Origin of the sequence: Sphingobium indicum BiD32 (genome assembly GCF_000382885.1) — a bacterium.
Taxonomy (GTDB): domain Bacteria; phylum Pseudomonadota; class Alphaproteobacteria; order Sphingomonadales; family Sphingomonadaceae; genus Sphingobium; species Sphingobium japonicum_C.
The window spans coordinates 28735-49130 of sequence record NZ_CAVK010000141.1 but is presented as its reverse complement, the minus strand read 5'-3'; the positions used below and the strand labels follow the sequence as shown (position 1 = coordinate 49130).

The 20396-nt window shown below is 63.5% G+C and carries 19 protein-coding genes and 1 tRNA gene; 10 read left to right on the top strand and 10 right to left on the bottom strand.

Going from position 1 to position 20396, the window contains the following annotated elements:
* Positions 1–57: 57 nt before the first annotated feature.
* Both EBBID32_RS14060 and EBBID32_RS14055 read left to right on the top strand, forming a co-directional pair.
* Positions 58–132 (top strand) — tRNA-Glu (locus EBBID32_RS14060).
* A gap of 117 nt (positions 133–249) precedes the next feature.
* A complete protein-coding gene (locus EBBID32_RS14055; protein ID WP_006959182.1) occupies positions 250–588 on the top strand; it encodes a MerR family transcriptional regulator in 339 nt (112 codons plus the stop codon).
* A gap of 6 nt (positions 589–594) precedes the next feature.
* Here the strand turns inward: EBBID32_RS14055 and EBBID32_RS14050 are convergent, their stop codons facing one another.
* From EBBID32_RS14050 to EBBID32_RS14040, 3 genes are read right to left on the bottom strand one after another with little or no spacing between them, the layout of a single operon-like run.
* The gene (locus tag EBBID32_RS14050) at positions 595–1137 is read right to left on the bottom strand and encodes a SixA phosphatase family protein (RefSeq protein WP_006959179.1); all 543 of its coding nucleotides are present in this window, start codon (positions 1135–1137) and stop codon (positions 595–597) included.
* A complete protein-coding gene (locus EBBID32_RS14045; RefSeq protein WP_006959178.1) occupies positions 1134–3887 on the bottom strand; it encodes an ATP-dependent DNA helicase in 2754 nt (917 codons plus the stop codon). Before EBBID32_RS14045 ends, EBBID32_RS14050 begins: the two co-directional genes overlap by 4 nt.
* A gap of 41 nt (positions 3888–3928) precedes the next feature.
* On the bottom strand, positions 3929–4291 hold the full coding sequence (locus EBBID32_RS14040) for a PilZ domain-containing protein (RefSeq protein ID WP_006959176.1): 363 nt from the start codon (positions 4289–4291) through the stop codon (positions 3929–3931).
* A gap of 128 nt (positions 4292–4419) precedes the next feature.
* On the opposite strand from EBBID32_RS14040, the gene EBBID32_RS14035 reads away from it, so the two are divergent.
* Complete coding sequence (locus EBBID32_RS14035) at positions 4420–6000, top strand: lysine--tRNA ligase (protein WP_006959174.1); 1581 nt, start codon at positions 4420–4422, stop codon at positions 5998–6000.
* A gap of 210 nt (positions 6001–6210) precedes the next feature.
* On the opposite strand, the gene EBBID32_RS14030 is transcribed toward EBBID32_RS14035, so the two are convergent.
* The 3 genes from EBBID32_RS14030 to EBBID32_RS14020 all read right to left on the bottom strand — a co-directional run bounded on the left by EBBID32_RS14030 (position 6211) and on the right by EBBID32_RS14020 (position 8476).
* Positions 6211–6681, bottom strand: coding sequence for an RcnB family protein (locus EBBID32_RS14030; protein ID WP_006959172.1), 471 nt, complete (start codon positions 6679–6681; stop codon positions 6211–6213).
* A 154-nt stretch (positions 6682–6835) separates the two neighbouring features.
* On the bottom strand, positions 6836–7519 hold the full coding sequence (locus tag EBBID32_RS14025; RefSeq protein ID WP_006959170.1) for a prolyl hydroxylase family protein: 684 nt from the start codon (positions 7517–7519) through the stop codon (positions 6836–6838).
* A gap of 96 nt (positions 7520–7615) precedes the next feature.
* Positions 7616–8476 carry an RcnB family protein gene (locus EBBID32_RS14020; RefSeq protein WP_037490822.1) on the bottom strand — a complete coding sequence of 287 codons (861 nt, stop codon included), beginning with the start codon at positions 8474–8476 and terminating at the stop codon, positions 7616–7618.
* 243 nt (positions 8477–8719) lie between these two features.
* Between EBBID32_RS14020 and EBBID32_RS14015 the strand changes: the two genes are divergently transcribed.
* The 3 genes from EBBID32_RS14015 to EBBID32_RS14005 all read left to right on the top strand — a co-directional run bounded on the left by EBBID32_RS14015 (position 8720) and on the right by EBBID32_RS14005 (position 12785).
* Positions 8720–9259: a biliverdin-producing heme oxygenase gene (locus EBBID32_RS14015; protein WP_006959165.1), complete on the top strand. Its 540-nt coding sequence runs from the start codon at positions 8720–8722 to the stop codon at positions 9257–9259.
* Positions 9252–11813, top strand: coding sequence for an HWE histidine kinase domain-containing protein (locus EBBID32_RS14010; protein WP_006959163.1), 2562 nt, complete (start codon positions 9252–9254; stop codon positions 11811–11813). The genes EBBID32_RS14015 and EBBID32_RS14010 overlap by 8 nt, the downstream gene beginning before the upstream one ends.
* Before the next feature lie 162 nt (positions 11814–11975).
* Entirely contained in the window at positions 11976–12785 is an 810-nt protein-coding gene (locus EBBID32_RS14005) for a DODA-type extradiol aromatic ring-opening family dioxygenase (RefSeq protein ID WP_006959160.1), read from the top strand.
* Here EBBID32_RS14005 and EBBID32_RS14000 read toward each other — a convergent pair.
* The 4 genes from EBBID32_RS14000 to EBBID32_RS13990 all read right to left on the bottom strand — a co-directional run bounded on the left by EBBID32_RS14000 (position 12770) and on the right by EBBID32_RS13990 (position 15259).
* A complete protein-coding gene (locus EBBID32_RS14000) occupies positions 12770–13339 on the bottom strand; it encodes a (2Fe-2S)-binding protein (protein WP_006959158.1) in 570 nt (189 codons plus the stop codon). The two genes, EBBID32_RS14005 and EBBID32_RS14000, sit on opposite strands and share 16 nt — an antisense overlap.
* Entirely contained in the window at positions 13336–13815 is a 480-nt protein-coding gene (locus tag EBBID32_RS13995) for a DUF2721 domain-containing protein (protein ID WP_006959156.1), read from the bottom strand. Before EBBID32_RS13995 ends, EBBID32_RS14000 begins: the two co-directional genes overlap by 4 nt.
* Before the next feature lie 2 nt (positions 13816–13817).
* Positions 13818–13985 carry a hypothetical protein gene (locus tag EBBID32_RS24170; RefSeq protein WP_156022578.1) on the bottom strand — a complete coding sequence of 56 codons (168 nt, stop codon included), beginning with the start codon at positions 13983–13985 and terminating at the stop codon, positions 13818–13820.
* A gap of 65 nt (positions 13986–14050) precedes the next feature.
* Entirely contained in the window at positions 14051–15259 is a 1209-nt protein-coding gene (locus EBBID32_RS13990; RefSeq protein ID WP_006959154.1) for an LL-diaminopimelate aminotransferase, read from the bottom strand.
* Between the two features lie 143 nt (positions 15260–15402).
* Here EBBID32_RS13990 and EBBID32_RS13985 point away from each other — a divergent pair, with 143 nt between their 5' ends.
* From EBBID32_RS13985 to EBBID32_RS13970, 4 genes are all read left to right on the top strand, one after another.
* Positions 15403–17142, top strand: coding sequence for a PHA/PHB synthase family protein (locus tag EBBID32_RS13985; protein WP_006959153.1), 1740 nt, complete (start codon positions 15403–15405; stop codon positions 17140–17142).
* Positions 17143–17270: 128 nt separating this feature from the next.
* Positions 17271–18152 (top strand): phasin family protein, encoded by an 882-nt coding sequence (locus EBBID32_RS13980; RefSeq protein ID WP_006959151.1) that lies wholly within the window; start codon positions 17271–17273, stop codon positions 18150–18152.
* 111 nt (positions 18153–18263) lie between these two features.
* On the top strand, positions 18264–18671 hold the full coding sequence (clpS, locus tag EBBID32_RS13975) for an ATP-dependent Clp protease adapter ClpS (RefSeq protein WP_006959150.1): 408 nt from the start codon (positions 18264–18266) through the stop codon (positions 18669–18671).
* Positions 18672–18786: 115 nt separating this feature from the next.
* On the top strand, positions 18787–20286 hold the full coding sequence (locus EBBID32_RS13970) for a catalase (RefSeq protein WP_006959148.1): 1500 nt from the start codon (positions 18787–18789) through the stop codon (positions 20284–20286).
* Positions 20287–20396: the final 110 nt, after the last annotated feature.

The window sequence follows — 20396 nt, the reverse complement described above, 5'->3', positions numbered from 1 at the left end:
AAGTCGCCTCCTAATGCCGCCTTCGCTTCGCAGCGCCGCTGGTCGGCAGTTGCATATGGTCCCATCGTCTAACGGTTAGGACACTGCCCTTTCACGGCAGCGATACGGGTTCGAATCCCGTTGGGATCACCATAATCTGAAGCGCTGCCGCTTTGTGCAGCAAGCATTGTCGGCACCGGTCCTGTTCCCCCAGAAGTCCTGATTAACCATGGTTGACCTGCGCGGGTCTAAGGGTGCAACATCGCTGTCATGAAAAAGGCAGAGGGTGCATTGCTGACCATCAGCGAACTGGCGGATGAGCTGGGTCTGCCCCAACATATATTGCGCTATTGGGAAACCCGCTTCCCGCAACTGCGCCCGCTCCAGCGCTCCGGCAATCGCCGCTATTATCGTCCCGCCGACGTGGCCCTGGCCCGACGCATCCACGACCTGCTCAATGTCGAAGGCTTCACCGTCAAGGGTGCGCAAAAGATATTGGTCGATGGCGTTGGCGCGACCGTGCCTGACGCAGCTGCCCAACCGGCCGATAATGTGCTGAGCCGGTTGCAGGCAATCCGTTCGACGCTGGCTCGCGCGATCGGCGAATAGGCCGCGTCAGCGCGTCCCTGGCCCCAGCGCCGGGTCCAGATCGCGCGGGCGGGTGAAACTGACCAGCGTAGCGATATTCTCCTGCGCCTGATCCCACCGGTCGATGGCCAGGTCCAGCACAGCGATGCTGGCGGTCGGGAATTTGACTTCCACATCCTCGCGCAGCGGGTTCGCCCCGTCATCAGGGACGAGATCGAGGATCAATTCTTCCAGCCCCGGATTATGCCCGGTCAACAGCGCGCTGTCGGCACTGTCGGGCAGGTCGCGGATGACATCGAACAGGGTCGGAGAGGAAGCGAGGTAGATGCGCCGGTCCCAGCGCGCATCGAGCGTTTCGCCAAAACCTGTAAAAAACGTCTCCAGTGTCTGCACCACCCGCACCGCAGGCGATGCCACGAGCATGTCGAACTGCATCTGCCGCCGGGCGGCAAATTGCCCCATCAACAGCGCCGCCTTCTCGCCCCGATGGTTCAGGGGCCGGTCGAAGTCGCGGGCCACCGGATCGTCCCAATCGGACTTGGCGTGGCGCAACAGGGTCAGCCGCTTCATTCTCTCTCCAGATGGCTGTGGCCGGATTCGTGTCCCTGATGCCCTAAGGATGGACTTTCGCCAAGAGTTTCGCGCCGTGAAGCGACACTGACCGCAATGATCGCCTCGTCCAGCGTCACCCGGCGGATCGGCGTGCCGGTCGGAAAGGCGCTGAGCAGGCGGCTCGGCATCGCGGCGGACAGGATGACGAAACTGCCCTTGTCCTCCGCGCGGCGGATGAGGCGGCCGAACGCCTGTGCCAGCCGCGCGCGGATCAGCCGGTCGTCATAGGCATTGCCGCCATTTGCCAGCCGCCGCGCGGCGTGCAGCACGGTCGGCTTGGACCATGGCACCCCCTCCATCACCACCAGCCGCAGTGAATGGCCCGGCACGTCCACGCCGTCGCGCAGCGCATCGGTGCCCAGCAGCGATGCGCGCGGATCGTCGCGGAAAATATCGACCAATGTGCCGGTGTCGATCGGATCGACATGCTGCGCATAGAGCGGCAGGCCCGCCCGCGCCAGCCGGTCGGCGATGCGGGCATGGACCGCGCGCAATCGCCGGATGGCGGTGAACAGCCCCAGCGTGCCGCCGCCCGCCGCCTCGATCAATCGGCCATAGGCACCCGACAGCGCCGCCAGATCACCCCGCTTGATGTCGGTGACGATCAGCACTTCCGCACGGGCGGCATAATCGAACGGGCTGTTCGCCTCGAACCGTCCTGCACCATGGGGCAGGTGGGTCGCGCCGCTCCGGCTCTCCGCATTGCCCCAGTCGCCGCCGCCTTTTAGCGTTGCAGAGGTGACGATCACCCCCTGCGCAGGCTTCAAGACGGTTTCGGCGAGCGGGCGGCTGGGGTCGAGCCAGTGGCGGTGGATGCCGATATCATATTCGCGGCCCTCGACCCGGTCGACCGTCATCCAGTCCACATAGTCCGGGTCAGCGGGGCCGCCGATCCGCGCCAGCAGCGCCAGCCAGGCGCTGATCAGATCGCGCCGCCAGCCGAGCGACGCCACTGCCCCCTCGATCCGCGCCCGCGCCGCGCCGTCCAGCCAGTCGGGCGCATCCTCTATCACCGCTTCCAGCCGCCGCGACAGGTGCGTCAGCGGGCGCAGCAGCGCATCGAGCGCCAATGCAGCTTCCTGCGCCGCCTCCACCAATGGACCATCGGGCGCGGCCAGTTCGGTTTCCAGCCCATAGCCCGCATCCGCTTCGCCCGTGTCGGCGGCGCGGGCAAAGACGGTGCCGCGCACCGCACCGAACAGCGCTTCGAGCGGCCCGAACGGCTCGCCCGTCACGACGCGCTTCAACCATTCATCGGCGGGCAAAGCGAGCGCGGCGTCGGCGGCGGCGCGGATCGCTTCTCCGCCTTCGACGTCATAACTGGCCAGATCCGACAGGCGCGCCGACAGGCCGCGCCGCCGCCCGCGCGATCCACCCTCCGGTCCCATGATCCAGCGGCGCAGTTCGATCGCCTCCTGCCCGGACAGGGCGACGGAGAAGGTCGAATCGGCCGCGTCGAACAGATGATGGCCCTCGTCAAAGACGATACGTTGCGGTCGCTGCCCGGTCTCGCGGCCGCGCGCGGCGTTGATCATCACCAGCGCATGGTTGGCGATGACGATGTCGGCGTCGGCGGACGCGCGGGCCGACCGTTCGATGAAACATTTGCGATAATGGGGGCAGCCGGCATAGATGCACTCGCCACGCCGGTCGGTCAGCGCGGTGGAGCCGTTGCGGCGGAACAGGGTCGGCAGCCAGCCGGGCAGGTCGCCGCCGACCATGTCGCCATCCTTGCTGAACGCCGCCCAGCGGGCGACCAGTTGCGCCAATATCGCCGCGCGGCCGGTAAAGCCGCCCTGCAACGCATCCTCCAGATTGAGCAGGCAGAGATAATTTTCCCGCCCCTTGCGCACCACCACCCGCTTCGCCGCGATCGTCGGATCGGGGAACAGACGCAGCGATTCGCGGTCGAGCTGGCGTTGCAGCGCCTTGGTATAGGTGGACACCCATACCGTCCCCTGCGCTTCCCCGGCCCAGAGCGAGGCCGGAGCCAGATAGCCCAATGTCTTGCCGATGCCGGTGCCCGCTTCCGCCAGCAGCATATTGGGCTGGTCGCGATGCGCGCGCGGGCGAAAAGCGTTGATCGCGGCGGTTGCATAGGCGCGCTGGCCGGGACGGGCTTCTGCCCCGGCACCGGTCAGCGTATCGAGCCGAGCCAGCACTTGTGCTTCATCCAGCACCACAGTGCGCGGGGCGGGGCGGGGCTGCGCTTCCTCCCATTCGGGCAGCTTGGAAAAGAGCCAGCGCTCGGCTTCCTTGGGCTTGGCGATGCGCGGCGCGACCAGCAGCGACCAGGGCCAGCGCAGCCGGTGCAATGTCTGTGCAGACGTCCAGCCGCCTTCCCGCTCGCGCCAATCAGGCGATTCCAGCCGGTCGAGCAACGCCTGCGCCGCGCTCTGGAGCAGGGCGGGAATGTCTGCTTCCGCATTCGGCACCGGCAGGCCAAGCGCCTGCGCCAGCCCCTTGGGCGTGGGGACGAGGAAACGGGCAGGGTGGAGGAAGGCCCAGAGTTCGAGCAGGTCGAGACCGTTGAGATCGGGATAGCCCAGCCGCTGGCCAGTCAGCGGGGCATTGAGCAGCAGAACCGGCGTTTCCGCCGCCCGGCCGATCGCCTGCCCCTTCGCCAGACCCTGGGTCCGGCCGCCCTCGCGCAACCAGATGCCGCCATGGCTGGCGTGGAGGGCGGGCAGGGAAGCGGGGTCAATCACCCGCCCCGTTTAAGCGAGTGGGAACAAAAGGAAAACCTGTTTCAGCTCGTCCGGCGACCAAAACCGCCACCGGCCATCGTGGTCGGGCGCAGGCGCGGCTGGAACGCCACAGGCGTGCGCAGGGCAGCGCGGGCCAGATCGAGCTGATCGTAGAGCGGGCCTTCGTTCAGATCATAGGGGAAGCGGATGCCCATGCGATCCTCTTCCGACCAGCGCACCGTGCCGAAAGTGATATGGCCGTCCAGATCGATCTGGCATGACGATCCGGCCGGCAGGGTACAGCCGACTACTTGTGCGCCGCCCTCGCTCAGGTCGACGATCGTGCCTTCCAGGCTGTCGAGTACGGTCGTGACGACAATAGCGATCTCGACCACGATGCGTTCGCGGGTACGCAAGCTGTGCATGGTGCCTCCAGAAGCCTGATTATCGACGGATAGGGTTAATGAAACCCTAATGTGCGAACGATTCTTAACGCAGATTTGCCACCAAAGGACGTTTCTTTTCGGCAGGGCAGAGGTTAGGGGGCGTAGCCATGACCGCGACCGACATTATCCGCACCGCCGCGCTGGCGGCCAAGGCCTGGCCCTATGAAGAAGCGCGCAAGCTGCTCAAGCGCTATCCCAATGGCGCGCCGGACAAGGGCCATATCCTGTTCGAGACTGGCTATGGCCCATCAGGCCTGCCGCATATCGGCACGTTCAACGAAGTGCTGCGCACGACGATGGTACGCAACGCCTATCATGCGCTGTCGGATATCCCTACGCGGCTGGTGGCGTTCAGCGACGATATGGACGGGTTGCGCAAGGTGCCCGACAATGTCCCCAATCAGGCGATGTTGACGGAGCATCTGGGCAAGCCATTGACGCAGGTGCCCGATCCGTTCGGCAAGTTTGAAAGTTTCGCGCATCACAATAATGCGATGCTGCGCGAATTTCTCGACCGCTTCGGCTTCGATTATGAATTTGTGTCCGCGACCGAACGCTATCAGGCGGGCGCCTTCGACGATGCGCTGCGGCAGGTATTGCGTTGTAATCAGGCGATTCTCGACATCATGCTGCCGACCCTGCGCAAGGAACGGCAGGCGACCTATTCGCCCGTCCTGCCGATCAGCCCCAAAAGCGGCATCGTGTTGCAGGTGCCGGTCGAGGTGATCGACGCCGAGGCTGGCCTGATCCGCTTCGAGGATGAGGGCGAGATGATCGAACAGTCGATCCTGTCGGGCGGGGCCAAGCTGCAATGGAAGGTCGACTGGGCGATGCGCTGGGTCGCGCTGGGCGTCGATTATGAGATGGCGGGCAAGGATCTGATCGATTCGGTGACCCAGTCGTCGAAAATCTGCCGCGCGCTGGGCGCCCGTCCGCCCGAAGGCTTTAATTACGAGATGTTCCTCGACGAAAAGGGCGAGAAAATCTCCAAGTCCAAGGGCAATGGTCTCAGCCTCGAACAATGGCTGACCTATGGCCCACAGGAAAGTCTGGCCTTCTACGCCTATCGCGAACCGAAAAAGGCCAAGCAGTTGCACATGGGCGTCATCCCGCGCGCGGTGGACGAATATTGGCAGTTCCGGGTCAACTACCCCAACCAGGCGATCGAACAGCAATTGGGCAATCCGGTCCACCATGTCCATGACGGCAAGCTGCCCGAAGGCCGGCTGCCGGTGACCTTTGGGCTACTGCTCAATCTGGTCGGGGTGATGGGGGATGCCAGCCGCGATCAGGTATGGGGCTATCTCACCAACTATGTCGCCGATGCATCCCCGCAGACCTATCCTGAACTGGACGCGCTGATCGGCCATGCGCTGGCCTATCATCGCGATTTCGTCGCGCCCACCCTCCAGCGTCGCGCCCCCGATGCCAATGAGGCCGCAGCCTTGCGCAGGCTCGACGCGGAACTGGCCGCGCTGCCGGTGGACGCCACGGCGGAGGATATCCAGAATATCGTCTATGCCATCGGCAAGGATGAGGCGTTCGGTTTCGCCGAGCTGCGCGACTGGTTCAAGGCGCTCTACCAGACGTTGCTGGGCGCGGATCAGGGACCGCGCATGGGCAGCTTCATCGCCCTCTATGGCATTGATAACAGCCGTACCTTGATCGCGCAGGCGCTGGCCGCCTGAATCGCCGAATTTTCGGCAGAAAACGGGAACTTTTCGGGCGGATGCGCGTTCTGCGCAACGGTCCACCCCCCTTTCGGACTGATGGTGCGTTTTGCGTGCCATCGGCCGCGCCCGCCCGGCAACGGGCGGCGCGGCCAAGTTGGGGGACATATTCATGAAAACGGCCCCGGACAGTGACTGTCCGGGGCCGTTTTTTACGGGGTGTCTCGCTTACCAGAAGAAGCCACGATGGACCTGGATCACGCGCCCGTTGCGGACATTGACCAGCAGCACGTCGTTATAATGGCGCACCCAGCGCTGGTTCACGCCCGGACGGGGCAGGCGATAGCGATAGGGGTCGGCGATATAATAGCGCGAGTTATAATAGGCCGGGCGAAGCTGTACCCCGGCGTTCCACTGGCTGTAGCGAAACGGTGCGCGCCAGTTGCCGCCGCGATAGACGTTGCGATGGCTGCGGCGATAATCGCGCCAGTCCTCGCGGGCCTCCTGACGGGCATCGCGCACCTCGCGCCGTTCCTCGCGCACGTCGCGCCGGTCGCCATAGCGCTGGGCCTGACGCAGATCGCGCTGCTCTTCGCGCAGGTTGCGCTCGCTGCGGCGGGCCTCGCCATAGGACTGGGCGGACGCAACACTGGGCGCCACCGTTGCGGCCAGCAGGCCCAGGATGATCAGTTTACGCATAGCATATCTCCCATTCTCTCTGGCGGCTGAACCCGGTCCGGCTGGATCGGGTTCCCTGTCGCCAACACAGGGAGATATGGGGCAGCGCGCCTGAACGACCGGCGAATGAAGCTGTCAGTTTCCAGTCATTTATGTCGCAAAGTGTATCTTTGCTCTACGCTCTGGGCGTCCAAGGCCGCTCCCGAAACCATTTGGTGACGACATATTTGGTGCCTTGCTCGACCGGCCGGGCGGCGTGCAGGCTGAAGCGGTTGGGGGTGCCGTCAGCGGTCATATTGTTCCAGATCAGGATCATCCCCTCGACCGGCGGCACCATGAATTCGCAATGGGGAAAATGCGTTTCGCCCCCCGCCTCGACCGGGGAGAGATAGACCATCGTCGTCCAGCTGCGCTGCCCGCCGGTCACGCGCATGGCGGGCCAATAGTCGGCGGTGACCGGGAAATAATCGCAATGCAGCCGATATTCCTGGCCGCTGGTATAGCGCTGCCCCTGCAACGTCTCGCCATGGTCGGCAGGCAGGCCCGTGAGCGCGCAGATGCGGTCGCTCACCGCCTTGATCAGCGGATCGAACGGATCGAGATTGCAGCTATGGCTGGTGCGATAATCGGCGTTCGCGCTGCCGGAAAACAATGTCGATGGCTGCGCGCCCGCGTCGATGATCGCGCGCAGGTCGGCACATTCTTGCGGATTGAGGAAATCCTGCCGTCCATAGATGGCAAGGTCTGGCGCGTCGATCCGGCTGACCATCGGGTTGCGTTCCAGCCGCGCCTGCACCTGCGCGCCGATGGCCGCGCGGGCGGGGGAGGCGGTACCGCCGTCGTCGTCCAAGTCTGTCATGCCGCCCTCCTGCCACAGCGGCCGGTGTCATGAAAAGACCCCGGCGCGCCACCGCACCGGGGCCAGTATTCCTGAAGGCCACTTCAGGGAGGCGTGTTACCAGAAAAAATCGTGTATCACGTCGACGACATAGCCGTCGCGAATGTCCACAAGCATGGCGTCGTCATAATAGCGGACCCAGCGCAGCGTGCCGTAAGCGGGCGGCAGGCGATAGGCATAGGGATCGTTCAGCCAATAGCTGTTGGAATAAAGGATGCTGCTGAGCATGATCCCGACCGAAAAACGGCGATAGCCATAGTCCCAGCCGCGCGGCGCCATATAGCGACCCATGCGATACTGGTTGCCATAGCGGTTGCGATAGCTCTGCCAATCATAGCGCCGGTCCTGCCGCCAGCCATTATTCCAGCGCTGCTGGTTGCTCCAGCGGGTGCGGTCATCATAGCGGCGGCCGTTGTTCCAGTTGCCGACCGAGCCGCGATTGTCGTTCCAGCGGCGATCGTCACGCCGGTCGTCACGACGGTCCTGCCGCCAATCCTGCCGGTCGTCGCGACGATCGTTGCGCCAGTCCTGCCGATCCGTGCGCCGGTCCTGGCGATAATCCTGCCGGTCATTGCGGCGATCATCGCGCCTGTCGTTGCGCCAATCCTGTCGTGCGGGTGCTGGGGCTATGGCGGGGTTAGGCCGTGGCCGATCGGCGCGCGGTTGCTGCGCCGGTGCCTGCGCGACCGGGCGGTCCTGCCGCTGTTGCCAGCGTTGCGCCTGCTGCTGCCTGTCACCGCCCAATGGACGCTGTCCATTACCGCGCCACTGATAGGACTGGCGGTCTGCCCCGCCACGTTCTGCGCGCTCACCGCGATTGCCGCGACCATTCTCATTGCTCTGGGCATAGGCTGGTGCCACGCCGCTCATGATCGTTGCGGCCATCAGTCCCGTCAGCATCATCTTCCTGAACATCATCGTGACTTTCTTCTTGCGGGAACCTTCTGTCCCCTCATGCCGCCCTTCTAGACGGCGCGCGATGTCGCAATTCTGAACCCGTCCGTCAGCCATTTGAAAGAATCGGCGGGCGTAATGAACCCAATCTGGGCCTCGCGCGTTATTTAATGTTCGCATCCTTCTGCCTGTTAAAAATGGCCCGAACGGGATCAAAAGCTGATCCAGATCAGTGCAGGATGCGTGCCCTCTCTATAGGACTGCCGAGTGAAGAAATCTCCCAATGTCAGCGGCGTCCGTGTGGCTCTGCGCGAAGCGACGAGCGACAGTCATCACCGTGTGGATGCGTTGTTTTCGAGCTATCGACTTGATTCAGAAAGCCATTACGGCGCCTTCCTGACCGCCCATGCCCGCGCGCTGGGCGCGCTCGAATCGGTCGCGCGTCCCGCATCGCCACGGCTGCCGTTGATCGCGGCGGATCTGGCGGCGATGGATCTGGCCATGCCAGCGCATTTGTCGCTCGTTGATCCCGACCGGGACGGCTATCGCTGGGGGCTGCTCTATGCGCTGGAGGGGTCGCGCCTGGGCGGCGCGATGCTCGCGCGCCAAGTCGCGCCCGGCCTGCCACGCGCTTATCTGTCGGCGGTCCATGGCAAGGGCGGCTGGGTCGCATTTCAGCAGGCGCTTGATCAGGCGGCTGCTGACGGGGGCGAAGGCTGGCTGGACGACGCCGTGCAGGGCGCACAGGCTGCCTTCGCCCTTTTTGCCGCAGCAGCCCGGCCCGAAAAGGTCGCCGCCCATGGCTGACGGCGGCAGCGGCGCGGATTTCGCCGTCAACCTGACCAATTGCGATCGCGAGCCGATCCATGTGCTGGGCACCGTCCAGCCATTCGGCTTCCTGATTGCGCTGACCGCCGACTGGCTGGTGTCGCGCGTGTCGGACAATAGCGCCGCGTTCATTGGCCTGTCCCCTGACGACATGCTGGGCAAGCCGGTCAGCGCGCTGTTTGACGGCGAAGCCATCCACACGCTGCGCAACCGCATCACCCTGTTGCGTGGCCCCGATTCGGTCGAGCGCATCTTCTCGCTGCCACTGATGGCAGGCGGCACGCCGTTCGACGTCGCCGTCCATTTTTCCGGCCAGCTTGTCGTGATCGAGGCCGAACCGGCCAGCGCCGACGAGATGGAAGCGAGCAGCACCGTCCGTGCCATGGTCGCGCGGCTGGCGCAGGCCGATGGCATGACCGCCTTCCTGCGCGATGGCGCGCGGCAGGTGCGGGCGCTGACCGGGTTCGATCGGGTGATGGTCTATCGCTTCGCCGATGGCGGCGATGGCGAGGTGGTCGCCGAAGCGCTGCGGCCCGGCATCGACAGCTTTTTCGGGCTGCACTATCCCGCGTCCGACATTCCGGTGCAGGCGCGCGCGCTCTATCTGCGCAACATATTCCGCGTCATTGCCGATGTGCAGGCGGTGCCCGTGCCGGTCGTCCCCACGCTCGATCCGACCGGGGCGGCGCTCGACATGTCGCTGTGTCTCACCCGCGCCGTCTCGCCGATCCATATCGAATATCTGCACAACATGGGGGTGGGGGCGTCGCTCTCCATCTCGATCATTGTCGAAGGGCGGCTGTGGGGGCTGTTCGCCTGCCACCATTATGCCCCGCGCCTGCCGACCTTTGCCCAGCGCAGCGCGGCGGAACTGTTCGGCCAGATTTTCTCGATGATGCTGGAAAGCCGCGAGCGCGCCGAAACCGCCGCCTATGAAGGCAAGGCGCGGCAGGTGGCGGACCGGCTTATGTCGGCGGTGGCGCAGGACCATGATCTGCTGTCCAACGCGCGCTGGCTGGGCGACATCATCTTCGACACGATTCCGGCCGATGGCGTTGGCGTCTATATTGACGGGCAGATCAGCTTTTCGGGCCTGACGCCTGACGAGGCAGCCTTTGCCGGCATCGTCTCGATGCTCAACCGCGTCGCCGCCAGCCAGGTTTATACCACCGATACGCTCAGCCGCGTTCTGCCCGAAGCGGCGACCTATGCCGATCGGGCCGCCGGGCTGCTCGCCATTCCTTTGTCACGCCGACCGCGCGATTATGTCGTGCTGTTCCGCGCCGAACAGCTGCGCGCGGTGCGCTGGGCGGGCAATCAGGAAAAGCATATCGAATATGGCCCCAACGGCCCGCGCCTGACCCCCCGCAAAAGTTTTGAGGAATGGTCGGAACTGGTGAAAGGCACGGCACTGCCGTTCGCGCCCGCGCAAATGCGCGTCGCCGAAGCGCTGCGCACCGCCTTGCTGGAAGTCGTGCTGCGCCTGTCCGATTCGGCGGATGCGGAACGGCAGCGCGCGCATGAGAAGCAGGAATTGCTGATCGCGGAACTCAACCATCGGGTGCGCAACATATTGGCGCTGATCCGTGGCCTTTTGTCGCAGACGCGCAGCAGCACCGGTACGGTCGAAGAGTTTATCGGCACGCTGGAAAGCCGCATCCACGCGCTGGCCCGCGCCCATGACCAGATCACCGCCGACCGCTGGAGTCCTGCGCGGCTCTATGACCTCATCGAAGTGGAGGCTGGCGCTTATCTGGGCGAGCGTCGCGACCGGGTGCGCCTGTCCGGTCCCAATGTGTTGCTGACGCCGGGATGCTTCACCGTCATGGCGCTGGTGATCCACGAAATGCTGACCAATGCCGCCAAATATGGCGCGCTGTCGGACAATGGCACGGTCGCGATCGACTGGCGGGTGGATCAGGATGGCAGCCTGATGATCGATTGGACCGAAAGCGGCGGCCCTGCGGTGGTCGCGCCGACGCGGCGGGGCTTCGGCTCTACCGTGGTCGAACGGTCCATTCCCTATGATCTGGGCGGTCATGCTGAAATTCATTACCGGCTGGCGGGGATAGTGGCGCATTTCTGCATTCCGTCCGCGCATGTCGTGTCGGTGCTGCCCGACGCCGTCTGCACGGAACGCGCGCTGCCGGTCGCTTCGCCGACGCCCGAACTGCTGAAAGGCCGCCATGTCCTGCTGGTCGAGGATAATATGATCATCGCCATGGATGGCGAGGATGCACTGCGCGATCTGGGCGCGGACGTAACCACCGCCGCCAGCGTCGCGCGGGCGCGGGAGGCGATCCTGCTCCATCCAATCGACCTGGCGGTGCTGGATTTCAACCTGGGCGCGGAAACCAGTATGCCGGTGGCGGACCTGTTGGCAGAACAGGACATCCCCTTCCTGTTTGCCACCGGCTATGGCGACGGGCTGGAACTGCCGGATCGCTTTGCCGGGGTCACACTGGTCAAAAAGCCCTATTCCGGCGCGACGCTGGCGCAGGCGATGACGCCGCTGGTCGATCGGAACGGCTAGAGCGCTGCGTTTAATCGGACGCAAGACGCGCGCTCTAGTTTTTTGTTTTCGCATCGTTTTTAGTGGAAAAACCGGTCCCCACTTTTCCGCACGATGCTCTAGAAACACATTGTTTCGCGCTGGCGGATTGCGATTGGTCGCCTCTGCGCCAATGTGTGGCGCATGACACAGCCCAGCCTCTTCATCCCCCATGGCGGCGGTCCCTGCTTCTTCATGGACCCCGCCGATCCCCAGCATCCGCACAGCGACCCGATGTGGCAACCGATGCAGGACTATCTGGCCGGGTTGATCGCCAGCCTGCCCGAACGCCCCCGCGCGATCCTGCTGGTGTCGGGCCATTGGGAGGAAGCGGCCTTCACGGTCCATGTCGGCGATCGGCCCGCTTTGCTGTTCGACTATTATGGCTTCCCCCCGCACACTTATACGCTGCGCTGGGACGCGCCGGGCGCGCCGGATGTGGCCGCGCGCGTCGCGGCGTTGCTGGCAGGGGCGGGCTTTGCGACCGCGCAGGAGGACTCGCGCGGCTGGGACCATGGCGTGTTCATCCCGATGAAAGTGGCGCTGCCCGATGCCGACATCCCGCTGGTCCAGCTGTCATTGCGCCAGGATCTGGACCCCGCCGCCCATGTGGCGGCCGGGCGCGCGCTCGCCGTGCTGCGCGACGAAGGCGTGCTGATCGTCGGATCGGGCATGAGTTTCCACAATCTGCGCGTGCGCGGGGCGCAGGCGACACCGCCGTCGCAGGCGTGGGACGATGCGCTGACGGCGGCGGTGACTGATCCCGATCCAGTCCGCCGTACCGCCCGGGTCATCGCCTGGGACAGCCTGCCCCATGCTCATTTCGCCCACCCGCGTGAGGAGCATCTGCTGCCGTTGATGGTGGCGCTGGGGGCTGGCGGCGATGACCCGGCGGTGCGGGACCATCACAGCAACGTGATAGGCTGGGCGGTGTCGGGCTATCGTTTCGGCTGAGGCGCAGGTCGGCCGAGTGCCGGGACGGTGCGCGCCGCCTCTTCCGGCGTGATGCCCGGCGGCGGGGCGGCGGCCCCCTGTTCGCCGATGCCCGTATCCTCGCCGCGCATGATCCGGCCAGCCCGGCGGATCGCGCCGCGGAGCCGGGGATAGATGCCACAGCGGCAGATATTGGTGATCGCCGCGTCAATCTCCCCATCGCTTGGATCATTGGTCCGGCGCAGCAGCACCGACGCGGCCATGATCATGCCAGGGATGCAATAGCCGCATTGCGACACATTGTCGGCGGCGAACGCCTGTTGCACCGGATGGCCGCGATCGGGCGACAGCGCCTCGATCGTGGTGACGAAACGCCCTTCGGTCTTGCCGATCGTCACCTGGCAGGATCGCACCGCTTCCCCGTCTATGTCCACGGTGCAGGCGCCGCAGTCGCCGGTGCCGCAGCCATATTTGGTGCCGGTCAGGTTCGATGCATCGCGTAACGCCCATAGCAGGGGCGTGTCCGGGTCCATCCGATATTGCACCGGCCGGTCGTTGACGGTGAAGCGGGTCACGCCGCGTCATCCTCCGTCTCGGCCTGATGATAGAGAACTTCGTTGCGGATATGGATGATCTTCGATCCCAGCCGGATTTCCTGAATGAAGGTCGCAAAGCCGCCCGCCTGCAACAGCATCGCCAGGCTGAACAATATGGCGATCGGCGTCCCCAGATGCGCGCCGAACAAATTGCCCGCAAACAACAGGATGACGACCAGACAGACGGCGCAGGCCGACGCGACCGACAGGAAGATCGCGATGTTGACCACGCTCATCCGTTTGTCGAGGACGCGGATTTCGTTCACCAACCGGTCATGCTCGCGACCCCGCGTGGTCAGGATCGCGGCCTCCACCGTCCGCGCCCGGTCGATGATCCGGGCAAGACGGCTGACGCAGACATTGAGGAACGCGCCGATGCCCGCGAGCAGGAACACCGGCGCAAGGGCAAGCTGAATGGTCTGCGCGACCTGAGAGACTTGCGGCAGCGGTATCATGGTCATTTCCGCCTTCTTACCAACCAGTTTACAAGAAAGAAAACCGCGATGCCGGAGAAAGGTGTGAGGATGAGTATAATGAAAGCACGCCGTTCGCCAGCGCCGCACTGGCTGTCGCTGGCATCAATATGACAATCGCCGATGGCGAAAGCCACGAACAGCGCGAGCATCAAGAGAATTACGGGCAGCGCTGCGACACAGCCCCAGCGCCCGCCCGCCTGATCCGGTCGATAACTCAGGCCGCACCCTTGGCCGGCGTATTGACGCCCATCGACTGGAGATATTTCTTCACGTTGCGGGCTGCCTGCCGCAATCGCTGCTCATTCTCCACCATGGCGATGCGGACATAGCCTTCGCCATCCTCGCCATAGCCCACGCCCGGCGCGACCGCGACCTTGGCATGGGTCAGCAATTGCTTGGAAAATTCCAGACTGCCCATCTCCTTGAGCGCGGGCGGCAACGGTGCCCAGGCGAACATGGACGCGGGCGGGGCGGGAATGTCCCACCCAGCGCGGCCGAAACTCTCCACCAGCACGTCGCGGCGCTTGTGATACAGTTCGCGGTTCTTCGCGACGATGTCCTGCGGCCCGTTGAGCGCGGCGCAGGCGGCCGCCTGAATCGGCGTGAACGCGCCATAATCCAGATAGGATTTCACCCGGCTCATCGCCGCGATCAATTGCTTGTTGCCGACCGCAAAACCGATCCGCCAGCCCGCCATCGAATAGGTCTTGCTGAGCGAGGTGAACTCGATCGCAATATCCTTCGCGCCCGGCACCTGCAAAATGGAGGGGGTTGGGTTGCCGTCATAATAAAGCTCGGAATAGGCAAGGTCGGACAGAACCCAGACCTTATTCTCCTTCGCCCAGGCGACCAGCCGCTCGTAAAAGGCCAGATCGACCGTCTCGGCCGTCGGGTTGGACGGATAATTGACCACCAGGATCGACGGGCGCGGCACGGTGAAGGCCATGGCGCGGTCGAGCGAGCGGAAATAATTGTCGTCGGGCGTGGTCGGCACCGACCGGATCGTCGCGCCTGCCAGAATGAAGCCGAACATATGGATCGGGTAGCTGGGGTTGGGCGCCAGAACGACATCGCCCGGCGCGGTGATGGCGGTGGCAAGGCTGGCCAGGCCTTCCTTGGACCCCATGGTCACGACGACTTCGGTTTCCGGGTCGACGTCGACGCCGAAACGGCGGCCATAATAATTGGCCTGCGCCTTGCGAAGGCCGGGAATCCCCTTGGACTGGGAATAGCCATGCGCGTCGGGCTTGCGCGCCACTTCGACCAGCTTGTCGATGACATGCGGCGGCGGCGGCAGGTCGGGATTGCCCATGCCCAGATCGATAATATCCTCTCCCGCCGCGCGCGCGGCCGCCCGCATCGCGTTCACTTCGGCGATGACATAGGGGGGCAGGCGTTTCATGCGGTAGAATTCTTCAGACATTTTCGGGGCTTTCCTGAAAGCTCGCGGTAGGGAATAGTGCGCGACGCGCCGTTACCGCGTCACAATCTGGCTATAACCGGCCCGATGGCGACGCGCCAGAGAAAGCGGCGCATAGAAACAATGCCAGGAGGAGCAGGGTGGCCATGGAAAATAGCGACATCATGGAGCCACATCTGCCCACGCTGGAACAGATGCAGCAATGGACGCAGGCGATAGGCCAGGCCCAGCAACTGATGCTGGAGCAGGCGGCGGGCGCGGCGGGCCAGACCTTGCCTTTCTCACCCGAAGCGGTGGCGCGCATCCAGTCGGGCTTTGCCGACGAAGGGCTGGCGATGTGGCAGCGATTCCTCGATTCGGGCGGCATGTTCCGCGATCATCCCGAACCGGCCCCCGCTGACAGCCCGGCTGCGCGCAAGGACAGGCGCTTTGCCGATCCGGCCTGGACCCAGCACCCCTTTTACGACCTGATCCGGCAGTCCTATCTGCTCGTCTCGGACTATATGCTGCAACTGGCCGATGCGGTCGATGGCGTGGACCCCAAGCAGAAGGCCAAGCTGCGCTTTGCGACCAGCGGAATGCTCGATGCGCTCTCGCCCTCCAACTTCCCGCTGACCAACCCGACGGTTATGGAAAAGACGATCCAGAGCGGTGGCGAAAATCTGGTCAAGGGCTTGCAACATATGCTGGCCGATCTGGAAAAGGGCCAGCTTACCCATACTGACGGCACCCAGTTCGAGCTGGGGCGAAACATCGCCGCGACGCCGGGCAAGGTGATTCACGAAACCCCGCTCTACCAGCTGATCCATTATACGCCATCGACGCCCGATGTGCTGGCGACCCCGCTGATCATCTTTCCGCCATGGATCAACCGCTTCTACATCCTCGACCTGTCGCCGCAGAAAAGCTTCGTCAAATGGGCGGTGGATCAGGGAATCAGCGTGTTTCTGGTCTCATGGAAGTCGGCTGACGCCACGATGAAGGATCTGGTCTGGGACGATTATATCCTGCGTGGGCAGATCGACGCGATCGACACGGTGCGCGATCTGCTCAAGGTGCCGAGCGTCCACACGATCGGCTATTGCGTCGCGGGCACCACGCTGGCGGCGACGCTGGCACTGCTGGCGGCGCGGGGACAGGCGGACAAGGTGGCGAGCGCGACCTTCTTCACCGCCCAGGTCGATTTCAGCAAGGCGGGCGACCTGACCCTGTTCATCGACGATGAACAGATGAAGCTGGTCGACCAGCTGTCGTCCAAGGGGTTTCTGGACGGGCGCTACATGGCGCTGACCTTCAACCTGTTGCGCGGCCGCGACCTGATCTGGAGCTATGTCGTCAATAATTACCTGTTGGGACAGGATTATCCGCCGTTCGACCTGCTTTACTGGAATGGCGACACCACCAACCTGCCCGCGCGCTGGCACAAGGATTATCTGACCCAGCTCTATCGCGACAATCTGCTGGTGGTGCCGGGCGCGATCACGGTCGATGGCACGCCGATTGATCTCAAAAGGATCATGACCCCCGCCTATGTCCAGGCCGGGCGGGAGGACCATATCGCCCCGCTGGAAAGCGTGTGGAAGCTGACCGAAAATCTGTCGGGGCCGATCCGCTTCCTGCTCGCAGGATCGGGGCATATCGCCGGGGTCATCAATCCTCCGGCGGCGCAAAAATATCAATATTGGGCTTGTGACGACAGTCAGCCGACGCTCGACGCTTTCCTTGCCGCCGCGCAGGAAACCAAGGGCAGCTGGTGGCCGGACTGGCGCGCCTGGATTGAGCGACTCGATTCGCGCACCGTCCCGGCAAAGGGCGCGCGCCAGCCGGGCAAAGGTCGGCTCAAGGCAATAGAAGATGCTCCAGGACGCTACGTAAAGGGGCGTTAATCCTGCCTTTTCTAGCCCTTGCGATTCTCCACGTCCGGCCCTGTGACGATTTTGTTGCACTGCACAATAAGTCTTGCAATCCGATTGCGAAATGATTATTGTGCAGTGCAACAAATGGAGAAAAGTCCATGGCCGTTACACCCAAGACCGGACGCAGCGCACCGCGCACCAAAAGCGCGTCGACGACCCTGTCGGCCAGTGAAGTGCTCAAGGCTTCCGAAGCGGCGATCGCGCCGCCTGCCAAGAAACCGACCGCGCGCAAGGCGACGGCATCAAGCGTGAAGGCGATTGATGCGAACCCGGCGGCGATCGTTGCGGCCACCACCGCTGTCGATGCCGCGCCGGAACCTGAACTGGTGCCCGAACCGGTCGCCGAAGTCGCGCCTGTCACGACACCCGAACCCGTGGTGCCCGCGCCCATGGTGGAGGAGCCTGTCGCCGCTGCGCCACAGGAATCTTCGCCCGAACCCGAAATGACAAAGAGCCTGCCCAAGCAGGCCGAATCGTTCGCAATCAAGACGCTGTCCGCCATAGAAGGAACCAAGACGATGAACGACGTGATCGAAACCGGCAAAAAATTCGCTGAAGACGCCAAGGCCAAGATGGAAACCGTCTATGCCGACTTTAACGAGAAGGCGAAGGTCGGCGTCGAAAAGTCGACCAAGGCGATCGAAGAGCTGAGCGACCTGGCCAAGGGCAATGTCGAAGCGCTCGTCGAATCCGGCAAGATTGCGGCCAAGGGCATGGAAACGCTGGGTCAGGAAGCCGTCGATTACAGCCGCAAGAGCTTCGAGAAGGCGACTGCCTCGTTCAAGACCTTCTCGACCATCAAGACGCCGACCGAATTCTTCCAGCTGCAGAGCCAGCTGTTTTCGAGCAGCTTCGACGATTTCACCAAGGAAGCCGCCAAGAGCAGCGAAGCGATGATGAAGCTGGCCGGTGACGTCGCCAGCCCACTGACCGCCCGCGTGACCCTGGTCACCGACAAGGTGAAGTCGCTCGCCGCCTGAGCGATCGGACGCACTGCATCAGGGGCGCGCTCTCCATATCGGAGGGCGCGCCCTTTTGCTGTCCGCAAAATAGATGGTTACCACGCACCAAGCCTTGGCCGACCCCTTGCCATGCGCCGACAAATCGCCATATTCTCGACCATCATGACCAGCATTTTGACAGCATCGATGATCCCCGTGACGATGACGGGGGAGGATCGCGACGATCCGGGCGATGGCACCGGTCCCAGCGTCGGCATCGCCACGCGCACCCGCACGCGCACTAAAAAGCCGTCGCTCTACAAGGTGCTGATGCTCAATGACGATTACACGCCGATGGAATTCGTCGTGCACGTTCTCCAGCAATTCTTCCGCATGGACATGGAGCAGGCGACTCGCGTGATGCTCCACGTCCACCAGCGCGGCGTGGGCGTGTGTGGCATTTTCAGTTATGAAGTGGCGGAAACCAAGGTCAATCAGGTGATGGATTTCGCCCGGCAAAACCAGCATCCGCTACAATGCACGCTGGAAAAGGCTTGACCATCACAGTGGCGGACTGACTGTAAAATTCGATCAGTCAGCATGTTTTAATTAATTTCACCGGAACAAGATTGCGGCCTATCCTTTCTCCATTCGCAAGACGAGGAGGATGATCATGGCTGATAAGCCGATAATGACGACCAGCGGCGGAGCACCGATCGCTGACAATCAGAACAGCCTGAGCGCTGGCCCGCGCGGCCCGCTGCTGTTGCAGGATTATCAGCTGCTCGAAAAGCTGGCCCACCAGAATCGCGAACGCATCCCGGAGCGCGTCGTCCATGCCAAGGGCTGGGGGGCGCATGGCACGCTGACCATCACCGGCGATATCAGCGCCTATACCAAGGCGAAGGTACTGCAACCGGGCGCGCAGACGCCGATGATCCTGCGCTTTTCCACCGTCGCTGGCGAAGCGGGCGCGGCCGATGCCGAACGCGACGTGCGCGGCTTTGCCATGAAATTCTACACGCCCGAAGGCAATTGGGATCTGGTCGGCAACAACACCCCGGTCTTTTTCGTGCGCGATCCGCTGAAATTCCCCGATTTCATTCACACGCAAAAGCGCCACCCGCGCACCAATTTGCGTTCGCCCACGGCGATGTGGGACTTCTGGTCGCTCAGCCCTGAATCGCTGCATCAGGTGACGATCCTGATGTCCGACCGCGGCCTGCCCACCGACGTGCGCCACATCAACGGCTATGGCAGTCACACGTTCAGCCTGATCAACGACGCCAATGAGCGTTTCTGGGTCAAATTCCACTTCAAGACGATGCAGGGTCACAAGCACTGGACCAACGAGGAAGCGGCACAGGTCGTGGGCCGCACCCGCGAATCGACGCAGGAGGATCTGTTCGAGGCAATCGAGCAGGGCGACTTCCCCAAATGGAAGGTGCAGGTCCAGATCATGCCGGAGCTGGAAGCCGACAAGACGCCCTACAATCCCTTCGACCTGACAAAGGTGTGGCCGCATGCAGACTATCCGCCGATCGACATCGGCGTGATGGAGTTGAACCGCAACGCCGACAATTATTTCGCGGAGATCGAGCAATTGGCGACGTCGCCGTCGAACATCGTGCCGGGCATCGGCTTTTCGCCCGACAAGATGCTCCAGGCGCGCATCTTCAGCTATGCCGACGCGCACCGCCACCGCATCGGCACCCATTATGAAGCGCTGCCGGTCAATGCCCCCAAATGCCCGGTCCACCATTATCACAAGGACGGGGCGATGCGCTTCACCCCCAACAATCCCAACCCGGCGGCCTATTATGAACCGAACAGCTTTGGCGGTCCGGTAGAGGACAACAAGTTCCTTGAGCCGCCTCTTAGAATTTCGGGCGATGCGGACCGGTGGAACCATCGCGAGGGTAATGACGATTTCAGCCAGCCCCGCGCCCTGTTCGAGCTGTTCGACCCTGGCGAAAGGCAGCGGCTTTTTGCCAATATCGCCGCGGCCATGGGCGATATTCCCGACTTTATCGAGGAACGTCAGTGCAAGCTCTTCGATCAGGTCCATCCCGATTATGGCGCGGGCGTGCGGGCCGCGCGTGCGACGGTCAAGGATCGCAATCCATCCATCTCCGCGCCTACCGACCAACTGCTCTCGGACGCCTCGGCCTGACGTTTAGGCTAAGGTTTGCGGGACTTAACCCCGGCGTTCAGGCGCCGGGGTTTTTGCATGACTTTTCCATCCATTGCGGATGGATGGTGAGCAAATATTAAGGATGCCGC